Here is an 18,542-nt window from a genome sequence, read left to right on the forward strand (position 1 = left end):
ACGGAGTTTACGCTAGTAAATGAGTACCTCTGACGCAGAAATCGCTCTTTTTTATGAAGAAATATTATGCGTAAACTGGTTTACGTTTACAGATTTCTAATACTTTTGCTTTCGTTGCTTCAATCACAGACTCATCACCCATGTTATCTAGAATGTCACACATCCAGCCAGCTAGATTCTTCGCGTCTTCTTCTGTAAAGCCACGACGAGTGATTGATGGAGAACCAACACGGATACCAGAAGTCACAAATGGGCTACGTGGATCGTTTGGTACTGAGTTTTTGTTTACCGTGATATTAGCTGAACCTAGAGCCGCATCGGCTTCTTTACCAGTAATGTCTTTGTCGATTAGATCAACAAGGAATAAATGGTTTTCTGTTGAACCAGAAACGATGTTGTAACCGCGAGCGATAAACTCAGCAACCATCGCTTTAGCATTCGCAACAACGCGCGCTTGGTATTCTTTAAACTCAGGCTCCAGTGCTTCTTTAAAAGCAACCGCTTTTGCTGCGATTACGTGCATTAGAGGACCACCTTGACCACCAGGGAATACCGCTGAGTTTAGTTTCTTATAAAGCTCTTCACCTTCATTAGAAAGAATTAAACCACCACGTGGGCCAGCAAGCGTTTTATGAGTAGTTGTCGTCACTACGTGAGCATGAGGTACTGGATTCGGATAAACACCAGCAGCAATCAAACCTGCAACGTGCGCCATATCAACGAATAAGTAAGCACCAACTTTGTCTGCAATTTCACGCATACGTGCCCAATCACATACTTGAGAGTAGGCTGAGAAACCACCGATGATCATCTTAGGCTTGTGCTCAACCGCTAACGCTTCCATTTCTTCGTAGTTGATTTGGCCCGCTTCATCAATACCATAAGGAATGATGTTATAAAGCTTGCCAGAGAAGTTTACTGGAGAACCGTGCGTTAAGTGGCCACCGTGTGCTAGGCTCATACCTAATACGGTATCGCCAGCATTTAGTAGTGCCATATAAACGGCGTTATTCGCTTGAGAACCAGAGTGAGGCTGTACGTTTGCATATTCTGCGCCGAATAATTCACAAGCACGTTCAATAGCAAGAGTTTCTACTTTATCAACGTACTCACAACCACCGTAATAACGCTTACCTGGGTAACCTTCTGCGTATTTATTGGTTAGCTGAGAACCTTGGGCTTCCATTACACGTGGGCTAGTGTAGTTTTCTGAAGCGATAAGCTCAATGTGCTCTTCTTGACGAAGAGTTTCTTCCTGAATTGCGGTAAAAAGATCCGCATCGTAATCCGCAATGTTCATATCACGCTTAAGCATTTGTATCTCCTGGTTCAGATTATCTGAAAGTCCTAAAAAACCCGAAAGGTCCATAAAAACGGTAAGTTTCGTAAAAATACAGTCAACGACACAAAGCAAACGTTTTCGTTGCTGTTTTTGATGGGTAGTATTCTACCTAATTTGCTCCATATCAGAAAGTAGCAATCTCAACTTTCTGTATGCAAAAGCTTAACATTTAGGTTGAAGAAAAGTAATGGTGAACAGATTTCCATCATTTTCCTTTCATAGTGTACAGTGCTCATAATGAGTTTACATTTTCGTAAACATTCAAATACAATCCCTTAACCTTAATTTTCCCCCATAACTACCATAATTACACTTCATTCATTACTATTTTGTTAATTATGGACAAAAAAACTATTTCAATGATGGAAAAACACACAAAACGAGAAGATGGGATTGCACTATTAGTCGGCAGTTTTTTAGTAGCATTAGGGGTGTATTTCCTATCCTCAGCACAACTCATCACTGGTGGCACAACAGGATTGGCGCTATTACTGAGCCAGCTTTCCACTTTATCCTTTGGCACCCTATATTTTTTTATTAACCTACCCTTTTATGCTTTAGCTTGGCTACGCTTTGGCAAAGCCTTTGCGGTTAATAGTCTAATCTGTGGCGCATTAGTCGCTATTTTTGCCGATCAACTACATAATGTTATCGTTTTAAGCAAGATCAATGAGATTTTTAGTTCGGTAGCCGGTGGCTTATTAATTGGTATTGGCATGCTGATCTTATTTCGTCATCGTTCAAGCTTAGGTGGCTTTAATGTCATGTGTTTATTAATCCAAGATAAAACCGGAATTTCTGTTGGTAAAACTCAAATGTTGCTCGATTGCAGTATTGTGATTGCATCACTGTTTTTTGTATCTAGTTGGACTATTGCCCTTTCCGTACTCGGCGCGATGGTATTAAACATCACATTAGCAATGAACCATAAGCCAACTCGTTATACTGTTAGATACCAACAATAAATGAATCTAAACCAAAAACGACCTAAATCATAATGACAACAAGGGTTCAACGACCCTTTTTTAGTTTCATCATTTTTATTCTTTAACTTTAAAGCAATCCGTGAAGGTTTCATTATTTAAAGTAATGGTAGCTTCGTCACCTTTTTCCCAAAACGTTTGCATGCCATCAACTGAGACATATTTGCTTCCTGATGCTGACTTCACATTTATCAGTAAATAAGACCCCGAACGTTCAACCAACATGACTTGTTCTTGACCGAAGAATTCAACTAAGAAAGGCTTTTCAAACTTACCTTGCAACTCACTTTCTGACTGGTCAGTTCGACATTTATAAACAACACTCGTTACCTTAACCCCATCCACTAAAGTGGTTGTCGCGATATTATCTGAACTTGGTTGCTCTTCAACCGTGGTACAACCTGACAGTAATGCAATTGAAAGCACTGCAAATAAAAACGACTTACCGCATATCATAAATCACCATCCAATTAATTATATAAAAAGCACGAAACAGAGTGATGTGAATCTTCATCTTCCATCAAGATAGGTTGTTGCTGGCATTCTGGCATGACTTTAGGACAACGTGAAGCAAAGCGACAACCTTGAGGCCTATCGATCGGTGATGGAATATCCCCTTTTAATAACATTCGCTCACCAATACCTTGCTCTTCCAATCTAAGTTTGGCATTTCTGTATTTAGGGTGAGTAATTGGAATCGCGGATAACAAAGACTGAGTATAGGGATGTTTCGGATACTGATAAACCTTTTGCGCCTCGCCATACTCGACAATTTGGCCTAGGTACATCACAGCAATTTTATCGGATATATGACGAATTACCGATAAATCATGAGCGATAAAAATTAACGTCAGCTCCATTTCTTTTTGTAGCTCAAGCAGCAAATTGAGTATTTGCGCTTGAACTGAAACATCTAATGCAGACACTGACTCATCGCACACTACTAGTTTCGGCTTTAATGCAATCGCGCGTGCAATACCAATCCTTTGTTTCTGCCCACCAGAAAACTCATGAGGGTAACGCTCTGCCGCATCTGGCATTAAGCCGACTTTTACTAGTAATTCTGATACCCATTGTTTTCTTTCTGCTTCACTACCCAACTTATGAATCAAGAATGGTTCTTGCAAAATCATCCCTACAGTATGACGAGGGTTTAATGATTCCGTAGGATCTTGAAACACCATCTGCATTTCTTGGCGTAAAGAGCGCATTGCTTTGTTATCAAGCTGACAAATATCTTGACCTTCAAATAAAATTTGTCCGCTAGTCGGCTCATATAAACGCAACAAACTTCGGCCTAGGGTGCTTTTTCCGCAACCTGATTCCCCCACGATGCCCAAGGTTTCTCCCTTATTAACCACTAGAGAAACATCATCAACCGCATAAACGGTATGGCCTTTTTTCAGCAAGCCTTTTCCTGAATGAAAGTATTGCTTAAGATTTTTAATCCTAATTAATTCACTCATATTACTGACTCCTGACGCTTATCTTTAATGCGTAAATCAGACCAGAAGTGGCAGCTAATTTGGTGTTCAGCATTTTTCATTTCTAAAACAGGATCTTGCTGCAAGCATTTCTCTTGTTGATAAGGACAACGTGAGGCAAAACGACACCCCTCTGGCATGTTATTAAGATTGGGCACCGAGCCTTCAATAGTTGGCAAAATAGCTTTTGGAATCGACAGACTATTCGGCATAGAAACTAATAAGCCTTGCGTGTATGGATGACTTGGGTAATCGAACAATTCAAACACATCCGCTTGTTCAACCACTTTCCCGGCATACATCACCACCACTTGGTCGCAAATTTCGGCAACCACGCCCAAGTCATGGGTGATGAAGATAATCGACATACCGGTTTCTTGTTGCAGGGACTTCATCAAATCTAAAATTTGCGCCTGTACCGTCACATCGAGCGCCGTAGTCGGTTCATCACAAATCAACACGTCTGGTTTACACGCTAAGGCAATCGCAATCATTACACGCTGACGCATCCCGCCTGATAATTGATGCGGAAATTCCAACATGCGCTGTTTTGGTGAAGGAATACCGACTTTTTCTAGCATTTCGAGTGACAATTGATAACGCTGTTTTTTCTTTAATGTAGGTTGATGTAATTGATAGACTTCCATCAATTGCTTACCAATGGTATGAACGGGATTCAGCGCCGTCATAGGATCTTGAAATATCATTGAAATGGCATTGCCACGCATTTGATACATTTGTTCAGCAGGAAGTTTCGCTAAGTCATCAACCTTGTCTTGATGAGCGTATTCAATACTTCCCGAGACTATTTGACCAAAAGGTTTTGGTAGTAACCCCATTATCGACATTGCCGTAACACTTTTACCGCAACCAGACTCTCCGACTAGGCCGATGGTTTTTCCTTTTGGCACATGGAAAGTCACGCCATCAAGCACACGAACTTGACCATTATCGGTTTCAAATTCAGTGCATAAATCGGTAATGGTTAAAACTGGCTTTAGTGTCATTTGGCATCCATGATTAAACTTTGTTCGGTTCTCGTCGCTCGGCCGCTTCGCTAGTCGTTACTAAAAAAAGATAATATCCAAGCAACGTATCGATAAACGAGAAGTGAAACGCCCGAGATTCGAGTTACGAAAACACCTTCGGTTATCTAGGGTTTGCGACTAGAAGCCCAGCGCTCTCTTATCTATCTATATTTCTCATCAACAATCGTCACTTGCTCAAACGCTTTACCTGAATCCATCGCGTCTTTGGTTTCTTTTTTTGCGTCTTGATCGATCCAGAAAGTACCTAAACTGCCAACAAAACCTGAAGGATAAAATAACGCCTCGGTTTGTTTAGTCGCCATTTCTTTTGGTAACTTCATCCAACGCCAATATCCCTCACGCGCATAAGGAACGCTGTAGCCCGGGATCACCACTTTAGCCTCATCGATTTTCTGTTGTATTTGACGAGATAGTTGATGCTTATTGGTTAAATCAAATTCATTACGATAAGACTCAATTAACTTATCCAGTTCAGGTGAGCTGTAGTTAGTGAAGTTGTTGTTTTGCGGTTTATTGGCAAATTCAGAGGAGAAATACTGCCAGTACACCGGAATACGTGAGGCTGACATATCATGAAATGACAATTGATGTTTTTTCTCAAGCACATACTTAAACATGCTGGAACCATCGATCAGATTAAGCGTTAAGTCCAAACCGGCCAATTTGGCCTGCTCACGTAAATACGCAATGCGTGGAGTATGTGCTGGCGTGGCGTAGGTCACAGCAAAGCTCAGTCGCTGACCTTTATCATTTTGGCGGATACCATCTGGGCCAATTTGAGTAAAGCCGGCTTTTTCAAAGAACGAAGCCGCTAATTTAGGATCAAATTTAGGCGCGTTAATATCCGATTGGTCATACTCGCCATGCCCGCTGCCCATTGGGTTATTTTTACGCACATAATCATTACGCAGAATTTTATCCAACATGCCGTCATAATCCATCGCATGCATTAAGCCTTGACGTACATTAATATCATCTAACATTGGCATCGCGGTATTCAACCAAATACCTCCCGCCCCAACTGGCGCTTGATTAAATGCCCACGCTTTATGGATATAGCCTTTATCGTAGTTTTCGCCTACTGCTTTATCATGCCAAAGAGTAGGACGCACCAAAGCAAATGAATCTAGCTGCCCTTTTTCAAAATACTTAAATGCAATATCCGGGTCTCGAATCACTTTGATACTGATTTTTTCAACGTTAAAACGATGTTGATAGTACTTATTGCTGTAGCCCCACCAGTCTTTCACATGCTTAAAACTAACCGCTTTGCCTTTATCAATATCATCAATGTAATACGGGCCTACGGTTGGCGCAGGCTTGAAGTTATAACGACGAACAAAATCATCCGCAATGCCATCGCCATTTTCATCTTTACGAGGGTTCGCATAAAAATGGGCAGGAATCGGTGACAGGTTGACATAATCCATCAACTCATCGGGATTTCTTGGTTTACCGGAAACCACTGCGATAGTGTGATCATCATAGGCAATCACATTACTGACTTCCTTGGTGTAAAAGTCGTTGTACCAAGGCGCGACGATGTCTTTAGAGCGCATCATTTGCAGAATAAAAATGAAGTCTTTGGCAGTAACCGGCTTTCCATCACTCCATTTCGCTTTTGGATCAAGCTTGAAATAGACCGTTTTATGATCATCTGAAAATGCCCAAGAAGTGGCAATCGATGGTAGCCAATTATCAGTATTAGGATGCCTATCTAGCAGCGCCATCGTAGAACGAGTCCAAGAGGCAAAACCACCATTAGCATCAGGGCCGACGGTGCGGAAAGTTTGCGGAAAACTCGCTATGTAAGTGTGATAAATACCACCAAATTTAGCTTCAGGTGAGGCAAAAATAGGATCGTTATGATTGGTCTGCCAATCTAAGTTATCGGGCAATTGAGCAGCATGAGCGAAACTACTGGAAAACGCCACAGTTAATGATACTCCACACAACCATAATAAGCGTAATTTAGTCGGTATTATCATTGTTTTTCCTTAAACATTTATACCCAGGTAACTTCAAGATTCAGAAATACTTTGGGGATATTATATTTTACACATACTTAGTAAAGCGTTTAGGATCAAAGGCTTCACGAATGGCTTCACCAATAAATGTCACCATAATCAATACGGATACAATTGCCGTCACCACAGAAATCGCAATCCAAGGTGCATCGAGATTAGACTTACCTTGCTGCAACAATTCCCCCCAACTCGGTGTCGGAGGCATCAAGCCTAGCCCTAAGTAATCTAATGCGGTTAATGCTGTGATATTAGCGACGATGGTAAAAGGTGCCAACGTGACTATCATCACCATAGTATTGGGCAAAATATGATGAAATAAAATTCGCCAATTTGAGGCACCTAATGCTTTCGCAGCCAGCGTATATTCCCGCGCCTTTTCTTTATACGTCATGGTTCGCATGTACCAAGTCATGCCCATCCAACCAAACAATACATTGATAAAGGTAAATAGCATAAAGCTGGGTTGCATAATGGAGACTAAGATCATAATCACATACAAAAACGGCACCATGGACCAAATCTCGATAAACCGCTGAAACAAAAGGTCAAACTTACCGCCCAAAAATCCCATCACACAACCAACGGTGACGCCAATCGCATACGAAACCGCCATAGTTAACAGCGCAAAGCCCATGGCAATTCTAAAACCATATAACAGGCGAGCGAGAATATCCCGTCCTATAGTATCGGTTCCTAAATAGTGTTTGCTTGCCATGCTTGGCGCTGCGGGAGGAAAGTCGCTATCAAAATCTTGTTCATAAGGATTCCAAGGCACCAGCGGCATAATCACCAAGCCTTGCGGATCTTTGTCGCTTATCAGTTTTTGCAGTTGGCGATAATTGGTTTCAGCCTGATAACCAAGGTCGAAAGTACTACCTGAAATCACATCAGCGTAAGTTGGGAAATACCATTGGTCTTGATACTTCACCACAATGGCTCGACTATTAACCAACAGCTCCGCTAATAACGCAAGCACAAATAAAAACGTTAGGATCATCAGTGACCAATAACCACGTTTGATCGCTTTAAAGCGTTTAATTTTCTTTTGAGTTAATGGGGTTGAAATAAAGGCTAAACTCATATTAGGCTCCAAACTTAATACGAGGATCAACCAAGGCCACGCAGATATCCGACAAAATATTGCCAATCAACAACATCAACGCATTAATGGCAAATAACCCCATTACCACAGGGTAGTCTCGCTCCATAATCGATTCATAACCTAATAAACCTATGCCGTTAATATTGAAAATGACTTCAATCAAAAACGATCCGGTCATAAAGAACATCAGAGAATTACCAAATGAGCTGGCTACCGGAATTAAACTATTACGTAGTGCGTGACGTCTGACTGCTAGCTTAAATGGCAAGCCTTTCGCAATCGCCGTTCGAACATAATCGGCCGCTAAGTTTTCCATTAAGTTATTTTTCATGGTCATGGTCAACAAGGCAAAATCACCAATCAAATAACAAAACAGCGGCAACACCGCATGCCAAAGCACATCTTTAATTTGCTCAGGCAGAGTGAAATAGTCAAAGTCATCGCTAACAAAACCGCCCATCGGAAACCATTCCAAATGAAAGCTAAATAAACTGAGCAACAGTACCCCGATCACATAACCGGGTAGCGCAAAACCGACAAAAATAAAAATAGAACTAGAGGCATCAATCACACTGCCATGGCGCAGTGCTTTCATGTAACCAAGAGGAATAGAAATAAGGTAGCTAATTAAAAACGTCATTCCACCATAAAATAATGAAATCGGTAGACGTTCGGCAATCATATCGGTGACAGGTTCGTAATAGCGTGTAGATTCACCTAAATCGAACTGAACCAACTTTTTCAGCCATAACCAATAAGCTTGAGGAATAGGCTTATCTAGGCCATAAAATTCATTGAGTTCCGCTATTTGATCATCGGACAATGCATTGTTACCACCATGAGTCACGCTACTGGATGTCGCGACCTCGCCTTGCTGCATCTGTAAGCTAAGCAACATGCGCTCAACCGGCCCACCGGGCACAAAGCGAGTTAAGGTGAAAATCAGCAAAGTAATGCCAATAAAGGTAGGAATGACGAGTAAGAGTCTTCTAAAAATATACGCTAGCATCCAATCCAGCCTGTCATCAATTAATTATCTTTGTAAGATCACTTATATATTTTCTGCCAAATACTTAGGCACATACTTAATACTATCTAACACAACATCGGCGAGTGTCTGCGCTTCATCGGTGACAGCCTTGCCGCTACGCACTAAAATTTTGGTTTTCACACCGGCCGCAATGGCAGCTTTCATATCATCCGCTTTATCACCAATCATTACTGAACGTGACATATCAATATCGAGTTCTTCTTGAGCCGAAATAAACATACCAGGTGCGGGCTTACGGCAATCACACGCTTGAGCGTATTTTTCTACCGAGCCTTCAGGATGATGCGGGCAATAATACAAACCATCAAATTCCACGCCTTGGTCAACGAAATTCCAATCCATCCATTCGGTTAGCGTCAAAAATTCTTTTTCAGAATAATAGCCACGAGCAATACCAGATTGATTGGTCACAAGAACTAATTGGTAGCCTAAATCTTTCAGCGCTTTGGTTGCCTCAAACACACCGTCGATGTATTCAAAATCATCCACTTTACTTACATAACCATGGTCGACATTAATGACGCCATCACGATCGATAAAAACGGCAGGTTTAGACAAAATAACACACTCTCTTTAAGGCTGCTTTTGCAGATAGAAAACAAAAGTATTCAATAAAATATTAATTAATAATTATTGCACGCTTTGCTTTGCTCTTCATTAGATTAATAAGAATAGTCCAAATTAAACACTTTAGACGTCTAGACGTAAAAATATCTATTGACTTGAGGTAGTGAAAACCATAGCATCGTCTACTAAATCTCAGTCACAATGTACGTTTTCACTAAAATTTGGATTTATTGAAAGTGGAATATATTACTAAGTCAGGTTGTTAAATGATTGAAATTAATCAAGTCAACAAAGTGTTCTATCAAGGCAGCAAGGAAATCCCTGCACTGGTAGACATCAATCTTCATATTCCTCAAGGGGAAATCTTTGGTGTGATCGGCTCATCAGGTGCTGGGAAAAGCACTCTTATTCGTTGCGTTAACATGCTTGAAGCCCCGACGTCTGGTTCTGTTTTGGTCGATGACTTAGACCTCACTAAACTTTCTTCTAAAGAATTAGGCCAAGCTCGCCGTAATATCGGCATGATTTTCCAACATTTTAACTTATTATCTTCTCGCACGGTTTTTGATAATGTGGCGCTACCTTTAGAATTAGCGCAAACGCCGACCACTGAAATTGAGCTACGTGTGACTGAGCTATTAGATTTAGTCGGCCTTGCGGACAAACGTGATACCTACCCTGCTAATTTAAGTGGCGGTCAAAAACAACGTGTTGCCATTGCCCGTGCATTAGCATCAAAACCTAAAGTTTTATTGTGTGATGAAGCGACGAGTGCGCTTGATCCAGCAACCACCAAGTCTATTTTAGAATTACTGAAAACCATTAATCAGCAACTTAATCTGACAATTTTGATCATTACCCATGAAATGGATGTGGTGAAAAATATTTGTGACAAAGTGGCCATCATAGGTGGTGGCCGCCTGGTTGAACAAGGTCTGGTAAGTGATATTTTTGCTCACCCTAAGACAGAGCTAGCGCAAGAGTTTATTCGCTCAACCTTAGATTTATCGATTCCTGAAGATTACAAAGATCGCCTGCAAGCGACTCAACAGGAGGGCTCAATTCCTCTAGTACGTCTTGAATTTACTGGCTCAACTATTGATGCTCCAGTGATCAGTCAATTATCTCGCAAGTTTAATGTCGATGTCAGTATTTTAAACTCCGATATTGATTACGCTGGCGGGGTTCGTTTTGGCTTAATGGTTGCAGAACTGTTTGGTGAAAAAGAACTTGTTGATCAATCCATTAACTTCCTAAAAGACCACAATATTAAAGTCGAGGTGCTTGGCTATGTTTTATGATCAAATCATGGATTGGTATTACGATCATCGCACTTTCCGCCTAATTTGGGGCGCGACCTGGGAAACTCTGTACATGGTCGGTGTTGCTGGTTTAATCGGCTTTATCATTGGTATTCCAATGGGCGTGATTCTACATATCACGAAAAAAGGCGGCTTAATTGAAAACCGTACCGTAAACATGATACTTGGTGCCGTCGTCAATATTGGTCGTTCCGTACCTTTCTTAGTGTTAATGGTTGCCATCATTCCATTTACGACCTTTTTAATTGGTAAGTTTATTGGAACCACTGCCGCAATTGTTCCTCTCACCGTGGGCGCTATTCCTTTTATTGCTCGTTTAGTGGAAAGTGCATTGGTTGAAGTGCCAAGCGGCCTGATTGAAGCGGCACAATCTATGGGTGCAAGTCCAATACAAATTATCCGTAAGGTATTGTTACCAGAAGCTTTACCTTCTATTGTTAACACCATTACTATCACCCTAGTGACCTTAGTGAGCTATTCAGCCATGGCGGGAACCGTTGGCGGTGGTGGCCTAGGTGATGTGGCGATGCGTTATGGTTATCAACGCTATCAGCCGGACATAATGTTCATTACTGTGGTGTTACTAGTAGTAGTGGTACAAATTATTCAAATGGTCGGTGATCGAATCGCCAGCCGAGTGGATCATCGTTAATTATAACAAATAGACCAGACTCATCATATCCAAAGTAATTGGAGTTGCAGTGAGACAGCAAGTGAATGAGACCTCATGAGCATAGCTCGCCTATGACTTTTTTAATTAAAAGTTTGAGGGGATCAACGGCGTCAATAAAGCTGCAGCTTCAAGTACGAAGGATATAGTCATAAAGAATGCATTTTTATACATGGAGATTAGTATATGAAATTGAAAAGCCTATTTAGCGCAGCTGCGGTTGCTACTTCACTACTTTTAACGGGCGCTGCTAATGCAGCCGATAACACCATCAATGTAGGGGTAATTGCTGGTCCAGAAGCACAAGTTGCAGAAGTCGCAGCAAAAGTTGCCAAAGAAAAATACAACCTTGATGTGAAACTCACTATATTCTCGGATTACATCATTCCTAACGCCGCTTTAAATGATGGTTCAATTGACCTAAACGCATTCCAACATTTGCCATACCTTGATAAGCAAATTAAAGATCGTGGTTACGAAATTAAGCCAGTTGGCAATACCTTCGTCTACCCAATTGCTGGTTACTCGAAAAAAATCAAATCACTTGATGAGCTGAAAAAAGGCGATAGCATCGCGATTCCAAACGATCCAACTAACGAAGGTCGTGCATTATTGCTTCTACAAGAGAAAGGTTTAATAAAACTCGCTGCAAATGCAGGCCTTGAAGCAACGCCTCTGGATATCGTAGAGAACCCAAAGAGATTAGATTTTGTTGAACTAGAAGCCCCACAGCTACCAAACTCATTACAAGACGTAGCAATCGCGATCATCAACAACACGTTCGCGGCTCAAAATGGTTTAACGACTGAAGAACATGGTGTATTTGTGGAAGATAAAGAATCTCCATATGTAAACCTAATCGTTGCGCGTAAAGATAATGCCGATAGCGAAAATGTGAAGAACTTTGTGAAAGCATACCAAACAGACGAAGTTTACCAAGAAGCAATGAAACTGTTTAACGGCAGCGTTGTTAAAGGCTGGTAATCCAGCATTAAAGTCACTTAGGTATTAAGGGTAGCTAAATTAGCTGCCCTTTTTTGTATCTCGATTTTGCTGTAAAGGAAATGGATTGAAACAAATTATTCATGAGATTTAGGTAATATTGATCACACACGCCACTAGACTTACACCTGTAAGCTAGATATTCTAGCGTACGCTTGTAGCCTGAAACTTGGTCATTTATGAAAACACAAAATCCTCCTTTCATTTGGTTAAATGCCTTCATCTTCGCTAGCAGTATGTTGCTTGCGGTAGTTGTTGCGCCAATTTACTTTATTATCAATGACATTACCGTGGCACATTGGGTATGGCTCCTAGTCACTTTTAGCTTTTGTAATCTATGCATCACAGCAGGCTATCACCGCTTGTGGTCGCATCGAACCTATCAAGCTCATTGGTCTTTACGGTTTATTTTTGCTTTAGGTGGGGCGTTTGCTCTGCAAAATAGCGCGCTTCATTGGTCTTCAGATCACCGTGTTCATCACCGCCACGTTGATAATAACGACAAAGATCCCTACTCCGCTAAGCGTGGCTTTTGGTTTTCTCATATTGGTTGGATGCTGCGCCACTACCAAAGTGCAGAAGTTTATTCGGATTACTCCAATTGCCGAGATCTACAAAAAGAAAAGATCGTCATGTGGCAACATAAATACTATATCCCTCTTGCTCTGTTAATGAACTTAGGGGTTCCACTTTTATTAGGCATTATTTACCAAGATATTATCGGTATGCTTTTAATGGTGGGTGCAGTTCGTTTAGTGTTAAACCACCACACGACTTTCTTTATTAATTCTCTAGCGCATATCTGGGGAAGCCAACCTTATACCAATAAAAATACTGCTCGTGATAACAGTGTGTTAGCGGTACTAACCTTTGGTGAGGGTTACCACAATTTCCATCATATCTTTGAAAATGACTACCGAAATGGCATCCACTGGTGGCAATACGATCCAACAAAATGGCTAATCAAAACCTGCTCATGGTTAAAATTAACCGAAAGTCTGCGTATTACACCGGCCGATAAAATCGAAAAAGCCAAAGCATTACAATTGCTCAATGATACTAAACAGAAGATTCGCCATTTGCCGAACCAACATGACGTTATTGAGAAAATGCACAAAGAATACGATGCTCTAATTGCTCAAATGACCGAGTATTACGACTTGAAGAAACTGCTGATGCATGGCAAGAAACAAAAGATGATGGAGCAATATGAACATGCGGTTTTAAAGCTGCGCTATCAACAAATGAAGCAACACTTTAAACAGCAACAATTACAGTGGCTGATGTTAATGAAGCAATACGCATAAGCTTTCCAATTAACACCAATCACCAAGAGCCCAAGCATAAAAAATCCCCAAACGATTCAACATCGTTTGGGGATTTTTGTTAACGCTTTAAATGACGTTATGACGATATTTTAAGGCGTATAGTACGTCGCTGCACCGGGGCCTACAGGTAGACCCAATACGAAGACCCAGATGTAGAACAAAATGCTCCAACCCACTAAGAAACATAACGTATATGGGAGCATGGTTGCTATTAACGTACCAATACCTAGGTTCTTAACATAACGCGATGCCACAGCCAGAATCAAGCCAAAATAACTCATCATCGGTGTGATTAAGTTCGTTACCGAGTCACCAATGCGGTAAGCTGCTTGAATGGTTTCTGGTGCATAACCCACTAACATCAACATTGGGATAAAGATAGGTGCAGTTACCGCCCACTGAGCCGATGCCGAACCAATCATTAAATTGATAAAGCCACACATAATGATGAAAGCAAAGAACAACGCTGGGCCAGTTAAACCGATAGTTTGCAAGAAGTCTGCACCGCCAACCGCAAATACTTGACCAAAGTTGGTCCACTTAAAGAAAGCAACAAATTGTGCCGCAAAGAACACCAACACAATGTACATACCCATTGAAGACATCGATTTTGACATTGCATTGATCACGTCACGATCATTCTTCATGCTGCCTGTTACTTTACCGTAAACAAAACCAGGAATAGCAAAGAAGACAAAGATAAAGGCAACAATACTCTTCAAAAATGGAGAGCCAGCCACTTCGCCTGTTACAGGATTACGCAACACGCCATTTTCAGGAACAATCGTCCAAGCAAGTAACGCACTAACAACTAGAACCGCAATACCAGCAACTTTAAGACCTTTTTTCTCATCGGCAGTCAATGCCCCCATTTTATCTTGCGATAAGTCTTCTGACGATTCTTCAATTTTGTATTCACCTAGCTTAGGCTCAACAATTTTTTCGGTAACGAAAGCCCCCACAATTGCAATAAAGAAAGTTGAAATGAACATAAAGTACCAGTTCACTTCTGGACCAACTGTGTAATTTGGGTCAATCATTTGCGCTGCCGATTCCGTGATACCAGAAAGCAGTGGATCAACGGTACCAATCAATAAGTTGGCAGAATAGCCACCGGACACACCTGCAAACGCTGCGGCAAGACCGGCTAATGGGTGACGACCTAATGAATGGAACAACATCGCCGCTAGTGGGATAAGTACCACGTAACCTAGCTCAGAAGCAGTATTAGAAATAATACCGGCGAAAATGACCGTGAACGTCACCATACGCTTTGACGCGCCCATCACCATTCCACGCATTGCAGCAGATAAAAGGCCTGAGTGTTCGGCAATTGCCACACCCAACATAGCCACAAGCACTGTACCTAATGGCGCGAAACCGGTGAAGTTTTTAACTAAGCTCGTCACGATAAGCTGTAAGCCTTCCGCATTAAGTAAGCTCACAACATGGATAATACCATCGGCAGAACGGCCACTTGCCCCTTCAGGACGAGGATCAACAACCGATACCCCAAAATAGCCAGCAATCCCAGATGAAATCAAGATAGCGACACAAAAAATGGCAAATAAAGTGATGGGATGAGGTAATAGATTTCCTAAGTATTCAACTGAATCTAGAAAGCGGGTAAAAAGCGTTTTCTTCGAGTTATATGGCTTACTCGAACTTTGAGTTGTCATCGGGACCTCCTAGTCAATGACATCCAGTTTTTTAACACTGGTATAACAAAAGGTCGCTTAGAGTACGTGAACCAATAAGATTCAGAAAAGCATAAAATGTTAATAAGTGTAACTAAAATGAAATATAAAATTAGAAAATAACCACAATCAAAGATACAAAAAACCAATTATCAACAAAAACCAGAACTATATAGATTGAAAATTACACTAATTGTACGAAATTTATCAACGAAAGCCCTTTGTCAAAAATGTGATCTTGATTAACGGTAGATTATTTTCCATCGCTGTTTATTTATCGTTATCATTAACCAACACTTTTTGAGCAGACTAATACTATGCCATTTACCATTGAACCTATTGGACGAATTCACTCTCCTTATAAAGAAAAATTTTCAGTGCCAAGGCAACCACGGTTAGCGCCTGCCGCCAACGCACGGGTTGAATTACTCGGTGAAGCTAACTCACCTGAAGCGATACGCGGTTTGGAGCAATTTAGCCATGTGTGGTTATTATTCTTATTTGATCAAAACCTTGAAGCAGGTTGGAAGCCGACCGTTAGGCCTCCTAGACTCGGAGGTAACGAAAGAATTGGCGTATTTGCTTCACGCTCAACATTTCGACCCAATGGTATTGGCATGTCTGCGGTAAAAGTAAAAGGCATTACGCAACAAGGTAGTCAAACCTGGATTGAACTAGGCAGTGTTGATTTAGTGGATGGCACGCCCATCATCGATATCAAGCCTTACATCCCCTACTCTGATTCGATTACCGATGCCACTGGTGGGTTTGCAGAGAGTGAGCCGGATATCTTGCCAGTAGTGTTTTCAACTTCCGCACAATTACGTTTGAAAGCACACTCAAATGGTCAGCATATTCAAGCGGTGATCGAGCAAGTTTTAGCCCAAGATCCTCGTCCGGCTTACAAGAAAAATAAAGCGGATGATAAAGAGTACGCCACTCACTTATTCGACCTAAACGTTAAATTTAAAGTCGAAAGCGATGACAGCCGCCATAATCTGGAAATAAATCGCAATTTCATCCATGTAACTTCTATCGAACACTTTTGAGAAAACCTCAGTGCTGCTATCATTACAAGCTAAATTGCCTCTTTGATTTTGGCATTCAATTATTAACATTCTATAAATAAGCGGGTACAAAAATGCGCACCAGCAAATACCTTGTTTCTACATTAAAAGAAACTCCAAACGACGCAGAAGTGATCAGCCACCAGCTGATGCTACGTGCCGGTATGATCCGTAAACTAGCTTCAGGTCTTTACACTTGGCTACCAACCGGTCTACGCGTACTGCGTAAAGTTGAAACCATCATTCGTGAAGAAATCAACAATGCAGGTGCAATTGAAACCTTAATGCCGGTAGTTCAACCTTTTGAACTATGGGAAGAAACAGGTCGCTCTGAAAAAATGGGCCCAGAACTACTTCGCTTTACCGATCGTCACTCTCGCCCATTCGTACTTAGCCCAACGGCTGAAGAAGTGATCACTAACCTTGTTCGTAACGAAGTAAGCTCATACAAACAACTTCCTTTGAACCTATATCAAATCCAAACCAAATTCCGTGATGAACGTCGTCCACGTTTTGGTGTTATGCGCTCTCGTGAATTTTCAATGATGGATGCCTACAGCTTTGATATCGATAAAGACGGTTTGCAACAATCTTACAATGCGATGCACGATGCTTACTGTAAAGCATTCGACCGCATGGGTTTAGACTACCGTCCAGTACTAGCGGACAGCGGCGCGATCGGTGGTAACGGTTCTCAAGAATTCCACGTATTAGCAGAAAGCGGTGAAGATCTGATTGTATTCTCAACCGAATCAGACTACGCAGCTAACATCGAAAAAGCAGAAGCCCTAGCACCAACAACTGAACGTGCTGAGCCAAGCCAAGAAATGACGCTAGTCGACACGCCAAATGCGAAAACCATTGCAGAGCTTGTTGAGCAGCACGGTCTAGCGATTGAAAAAACCGTTAAAACACTCTTCGTTAAAGCCTCTGATGAAGTCGATGCATCGATCATTGCGCTTATCATTCGTGGCGATCACGAGCTAAACGAAATCAAAGCTGAAAACCTACCACAAGTTGCTGCGCCTTTAGAAATGGCAAGCGAAGAAGAAATTCGTCAGTTAATTGGCGCAGGTCCTGGTTCACTTGGCCCTGTTGGTCTTGATCTACCATTTATCGTTGACCGTTCAGTAGCGGTAATGAATGATTTCGGCGCAGGTGCTAACATTGATGACAAGCACTACTTCGGTATTAATTGGGGTCGTGATGTAGAGCTTGGTCAAGTTGAAGATTTACGTAACGTGGTAGAAGGCGATCCTAGTCCATGCGGTAAAGGTACATTACAACTTAAACGTGGTATCGAAGTGGGCCACATCTTCCAGTTAGGTACTAACTACTCTGAAAAAATGAACTGTAGTGTGCTTGATTCAAACGGTAAAAACGTCATTCTAGAAATGGGATGTTACGGCATTGGTGTAACGCGCGTTGTGGCTGCTGCAATTGAGCAAAACCACGATGACTCTGGCATTATCTGGCCGGATGCGATAGCCCCATTCCAAGTGGCTATCGTTCCAATGAATATGCACAAATCAGAACGCGTTAAAGAAGCAGCTGAAAAACTATACGCAGAACTAATCTCAGCTGGTATTGAAGTGCTATTTGATGATCGCAAAGAGCGTCCAGGCGTAATGTTCAAAGATATCGAATTAATCGGTATCCCTCATACGGTTGTGATCGGTGATCGCAGTATGGATGAAGGTAACTTTGAATATAAAGATCGCAAAAATGGTGACAAAGTAGCGATTGCGATGGATAACATCGTCGAGCACCTAAAAGCTCAAATCAAATAATACCAATTCCGATAAATAAGTGGTCTAAATTAGCGTAGAAAAAAAGCTTGATAACAAGGCA

At 41.5% G+C, this 18,542-nt stretch carries 16 protein-coding genes; 7 read left to right on the plus strand and 9 right to left on the minus strand.

What is annotated here, in order from left to right:
• Positions 1-64 precede the first annotated feature (64 nt).
• On the minus strand, positions 65-1,315 hold the full coding sequence (gene glyA, locus ACN0T8_RS03925; protein WP_417879334.1) for a serine hydroxymethyltransferase: 1,251 nt from the start codon (positions 1,313-1,315) through the stop codon (positions 65-67).
• A gap of 389 nt (positions 1,316-1,704) precedes the next feature.
• On the opposite strand from glyA, the gene ACN0T8_RS03930 reads away from it, so the two are divergent.
• Complete coding sequence (locus ACN0T8_RS03930; protein WP_417879499.1) at positions 1,705-2,307, plus strand: YitT family protein; 603 nt, start codon at positions 1,705-1,707, stop codon at positions 2,305-2,307.
• Positions 2,308-2,382: 75 nt separating this feature from the next.
• Here ACN0T8_RS03930 and ACN0T8_RS03935 read toward each other — a convergent pair whose 3' ends face one another.
• The 7 genes from ACN0T8_RS03935 to gmhB all read right to left on the minus strand — a co-directional run bounded on the left by ACN0T8_RS03935 (position 2,383) and on the right by gmhB (position 9,596).
• Positions 2,383-2,781 (minus strand): MliC family protein, encoded by a 399-nt coding sequence (locus ACN0T8_RS03935; protein WP_417879335.1) that lies wholly within the window; start codon positions 2,779-2,781, stop codon positions 2,383-2,385.
• A 14-nt stretch (positions 2,782-2,795) separates the two neighbouring features.
• Positions 2,796-3,791 carry an ABC transporter ATP-binding protein gene (locus ACN0T8_RS03940; protein ID WP_417879336.1) on the minus strand — a complete coding sequence of 332 codons (996 nt, stop codon included), beginning with the start codon at positions 3,789-3,791 and terminating at the stop codon, positions 2,796-2,798.
• Positions 3,788-4,816, minus strand: a complete 1,029-nt coding sequence (locus tag ACN0T8_RS03945) for an ABC transporter ATP-binding protein (protein WP_417879337.1) — start codon at positions 4,814-4,816, stop codon at positions 3,788-3,790. The genes ACN0T8_RS03940 and ACN0T8_RS03945 overlap by 4 nt, the downstream gene beginning before the upstream one ends.
• A 182-nt stretch (positions 4,817-4,998) precedes the next feature.
• Complete coding sequence (locus ACN0T8_RS03950) at positions 4,999-6,846, minus strand: extracellular solute-binding protein (RefSeq protein ID WP_417879338.1); 1,848 nt, start codon at positions 6,844-6,846, stop codon at positions 4,999-5,001.
• A 67-nt stretch (positions 6,847-6,913) separates the two neighbouring features.
• Complete coding sequence (locus tag ACN0T8_RS03955) at positions 6,914-7,966, minus strand: ABC transporter permease (protein ID WP_417879339.1); 1,053 nt, start codon at positions 7,964-7,966, stop codon at positions 6,914-6,916.
• A gap of 1 nt (position 7,967) precedes the next feature.
• Positions 7,968-8,996 (minus strand): ABC transporter permease subunit, encoded by a 1,029-nt coding sequence (locus ACN0T8_RS03960; protein WP_417879340.1) that lies wholly within the window; start codon positions 8,994-8,996, stop codon positions 7,968-7,970.
• Positions 8,997-9,038: 42 nt separating this feature from the next.
• Complete coding sequence (gmhB, locus tag ACN0T8_RS03965; protein WP_417879341.1) at positions 9,039-9,596, minus strand: D-glycero-beta-D-manno-heptose 1,7-bisphosphate 7-phosphatase; 558 nt, start codon at positions 9,594-9,596, stop codon at positions 9,039-9,041.
• 275 nt (positions 9,597-9,871) lie between these two features.
• Between gmhB and metN the strand changes: the two genes are divergently transcribed.
• The 4 genes from metN (at position 9,872) to ACN0T8_RS03985 (ending at position 13,906) form a co-directional block, all read left to right on the plus strand.
• Complete coding sequence (metN, locus tag ACN0T8_RS03970; protein ID WP_417879342.1) at positions 9,872-10,906, plus strand: methionine ABC transporter ATP-binding protein MetN; 1,035 nt, start codon at positions 9,872-9,874, stop codon at positions 10,904-10,906.
• Complete coding sequence (locus ACN0T8_RS03975) at positions 10,896-11,579, plus strand: methionine ABC transporter permease (protein WP_417879343.1); 684 nt, start codon at positions 10,896-10,898, stop codon at positions 11,577-11,579. Before metN ends, ACN0T8_RS03975 begins: the two co-directional genes overlap by 11 nt.
• A gap of 204 nt (positions 11,580-11,783) precedes the next feature.
• A complete protein-coding gene (gene metQ, locus ACN0T8_RS03980) occupies positions 11,784-12,581 on the plus strand; it encodes a methionine ABC transporter substrate-binding lipoprotein MetQ (protein ID WP_417879345.1) in 798 nt (265 codons plus the stop codon).
• A 197-nt stretch (positions 12,582-12,778) separates the two neighbouring features.
• A complete protein-coding gene (locus tag ACN0T8_RS03985; RefSeq protein WP_417879346.1) occupies positions 12,779-13,906 on the plus strand; it encodes a fatty acid desaturase in 1,128 nt (375 codons plus the stop codon).
• A gap of 110 nt (positions 13,907-14,016) precedes the next feature.
• Here the strand turns inward: ACN0T8_RS03985 and ACN0T8_RS03990 are convergent, their stop codons facing one another.
• Entirely contained in the window at positions 14,017-15,606 is a 1,590-nt protein-coding gene (locus ACN0T8_RS03990; protein WP_417879347.1) for an AbgT family transporter, read from the minus strand.
• Positions 15,607-15,941: 335 nt separating this feature from the next.
• On the opposite strand from ACN0T8_RS03990, the gene tsaA reads away from it, so the two are divergent.
• Both tsaA and ACN0T8_RS04000 read left to right on the plus strand, forming a co-directional pair.
• Positions 15,942-16,673 (plus strand): tRNA (N6-threonylcarbamoyladenosine(37)-N6)-methyltransferase TrmO, encoded by a 732-nt coding sequence (gene tsaA, locus ACN0T8_RS03995; RefSeq protein ID WP_417879348.1) that lies wholly within the window; start codon positions 15,942-15,944, stop codon positions 16,671-16,673.
• Positions 16,674-16,765: 92 nt separating this feature from the next.
• Positions 16,766-18,481 carry a proline--tRNA ligase gene (locus tag ACN0T8_RS04000; RefSeq protein WP_417879349.1) on the plus strand — a complete coding sequence of 572 codons (1,716 nt, stop codon included), beginning with the start codon at positions 16,766-16,768 and terminating at the stop codon, positions 18,479-18,481.
• The last annotated feature ends 61 nt before the right edge of the window (positions 18,482-18,542 follow it).

The sequence above is a fragment of the Vibrio sp. genome (assembly GCF_048266485.1).
In the GTDB taxonomy this organism is placed as follows: Bacteria; Pseudomonadota; Gammaproteobacteria; order Enterobacterales; family Vibrionaceae; genus Vibrio.

Coding starts and splice junctions, on each gene's coding strand:
- ACN0T8_RS03950 (WP_417879338.1), bottom strand. CDS start 6,846: ATGATAATACCGACTAAATTACGCTTATTATGGTTGTGTGGAGTATCA.
- ACN0T8_RS03975 (WP_417879343.1), top strand. CDS start 10,896: ATGTTTTATGATCAAATCATGGATTGGTATTACGATCATCGCACTTTC.
- glyA (WP_417879334.1), bottom strand. CDS start 1,315: ATGCTTAAGCGTGATATGAACATTGCGGATTACGATGCGGATCTTTTT.
- ACN0T8_RS03955 (WP_417879339.1), bottom strand. CDS start 7,966: ATGAGTTTAGCCTTTATTTCAACCCCATTAACTCAAAAGAAAATTAAA.
- metN (WP_417879342.1), top strand. CDS start 9,872: ATGATTGAAATTAATCAAGTCAACAAAGTGTTCTATCAAGGCAGCAAG.
- ACN0T8_RS03940 (WP_417879336.1), bottom strand. CDS start 3,791: ATGAGTGAATTAATTAGGATTAAAAATCTTAAGCAATACTTTCATTCA.
- metQ (WP_417879345.1), top strand. CDS start 11,784: ATGAAATTGAAAAGCCTATTTAGCGCAGCTGCGGTTGCTACTTCACTA.
- ACN0T8_RS03960 (WP_417879340.1), bottom strand. CDS start 8,996: ATGCTAGCGTATATTTTTAGAAGACTCTTACTCGTCATTCCTACCTTT.
- ACN0T8_RS03945 (WP_417879337.1), bottom strand. CDS start 4,816: ATGACACTAAAGCCAGTTTTAACCATTACCGATTTATGCACTGAATTT.
- ACN0T8_RS03935 (WP_417879335.1), bottom strand. CDS start 2,781: ATGATATGCGGTAAGTCGTTTTTATTTGCAGTGCTTTCAATTGCATTA.
- ACN0T8_RS04000 (WP_417879349.1), top strand. CDS start 16,766: ATGCGCACCAGCAAATACCTTGTTTCTACATTAAAAGAAACTCCAAAC.
- ACN0T8_RS03930 (WP_417879499.1), top strand. CDS start 1,705: ATGGAAAAACACACAAAACGAGAAGATGGGATTGCACTATTAGTCGGC.
- tsaA (WP_417879348.1), top strand. CDS start 15,942: ATGCCATTTACCATTGAACCTATTGGACGAATTCACTCTCCTTATAAA.
- ACN0T8_RS03985 (WP_417879346.1), top strand. CDS start 12,779: ATGAAAACACAAAATCCTCCTTTCATTTGGTTAAATGCCTTCATCTTC.
- ACN0T8_RS03990 (WP_417879347.1), bottom strand. CDS start 15,606: ATGACAACTCAAAGTTCGAGTAAGCCATATAACTCGAAGAAAACGCTT.